This window comes from Microbacterium daqui, assembly GCF_050408675.1.
Lineage (GTDB): Bacteria > Actinomycetota > Actinomycetes > Actinomycetales > Microbacteriaceae > Microbacterium.
The window spans coordinates 1-1315 of the sequence record NZ_JBNTKF010000046.1; the positions used below are offsets into that span (position 1 = coordinate 1).

The window sequence follows — 1315 nt, forward strand, 5'->3', positions numbered from 1 at the left end:
CTAGGGCGTGTTGATCAAGAAGGTGCGGGGTGGCCAGCCGCCGCGAGTTGCGCGGGAGAATGGGCGTGTGAAGATCCAGGTGCTGCATATCGAGGATTGCCCGAATTGGCAGGAGGCGGGCGATCGAGTACGGCTGGTGCTCGACTCGATCGGACGGGGCGATGTTCCGGTGGAGTTCGTGTTGATCCGCACCGAGGCTGAGGCGGTGAGCTCTGGTTTCGCGGGCTCGCCCACGATTCTTCTGGACGGTCAGGACTTGTTCCCGTCCCAGGGGAACACTGCCGACTTGGCGTGCAGGGTCTATCTGACCGAGCGCGGCTTTGCGGGTGCGCCGACGGTGGGACAGCTTGAGCGCACGCTGCAGGAGCGCGAAGCGCTCAGCGGAGATCGGTCTTGATCCAGATCAGCGCCGCGGCGAGGCTGACGGCGGCTCGGTAGTTGCGGGCGAGTTTGTCCGAGCGCATCGCGATGCCGCGCCACTGCTTGAGACGGTTGAAGCAGCGTTCTACGACGTTGCGTCCCTTGTAGCGTTCCTTCTGCTTGTCGCCGAAAGCGATCGGCCGGCCCGGCTTCTTGCGGCGGTGCGCGATCTGGTCGTCCCGCTCGGGGATGGTCGCCGCGATCCTCCGGTCGCGGAGCCAGGCGCGGTTCGCCCTTGAGGGGTACCCCTTGTCGGCGAGCACCCGGTCGGGGCGGGTGCGGGGGCGGCCCTTCCCGTCGCGGGGAACGCGGATGTTCTCCAGCACCGCGCTCATCATCGTGGTGTCGTTGATGTTCCCGGCGGTGATCATCATGCTCAGCGGCCGGCCGCGGCCGTCGCAGACCAGGTGCAGTTTGGTCGTCAGCCCGCCGCGGGAGCGTCCGATCCCGTGATCAGGCGGCTCGGACCACGGATTCTTGTGATTCGGCACAGCCCCCTGTGTCCCGGGCGAGGGTCGCGCCGTGCTGATGCACGCGCGCGATCGTGGAGTCGATCGAGACGACCCAGTCGATTTCCCCAGCGGCGTCGGCCTGCTTCTGCACCTCGGTGAGCAGCTTCTGCCAGGTGCCGTCCCCGGCCCACCGGTTGAACCGCTTGTAGATCGAGTTCCACTTCCCGAACCGTTCCGGAACGTCACGCCACGGCGCACCGGTCCGGTACTTCCACGCCATCCCCTCGATAGCGAGCCGGTGATCCGTCCACGGCCGCGACCGACCGGTCACCGTCGGCATCAACGGCTCCATCACGGCCCACACCTCGTCAGAGATCTCCTGTCGCGTCACCGTTCAAGACTCACCCACCGAGGAGCGGAACCTCTTGATCAACACGCCCTAG

General features: G+C 66.6%; 2 protein-coding genes. One reads left to right on the forward strand and one right to left on the reverse strand.

Annotation, left to right across the window (positions count from 1 at the left end):
* Positions 1-67 precede the first annotated feature (67 nt).
* Complete coding sequence (locus ACQUSY_RS13355; RefSeq protein WP_026095586.1) at positions 68-397, forward strand: hypothetical protein; 330 nt, start codon at positions 68-70, stop codon at positions 395-397.
* On the opposite strand, the gene ACQUSY_RS13360 is transcribed toward ACQUSY_RS13355, so the two are convergent.
* Positions 378-1224, reverse strand: a protein-coding gene (locus ACQUSY_RS13360; protein WP_233449959.1) for an IS5 family transposase whose coding sequence is annotated in 2 segments (ribosomal slippage) — positions 378-917 and positions 919-1224 — 846 coding nt in all. Because the reading frame shifts where the segments join, the coding sequence is not laid out codon by codon here. The genes ACQUSY_RS13355 and ACQUSY_RS13360 overlap by 20 nt on opposite strands.
* Positions 1225-1315: the final 91 nt, after the last annotated feature.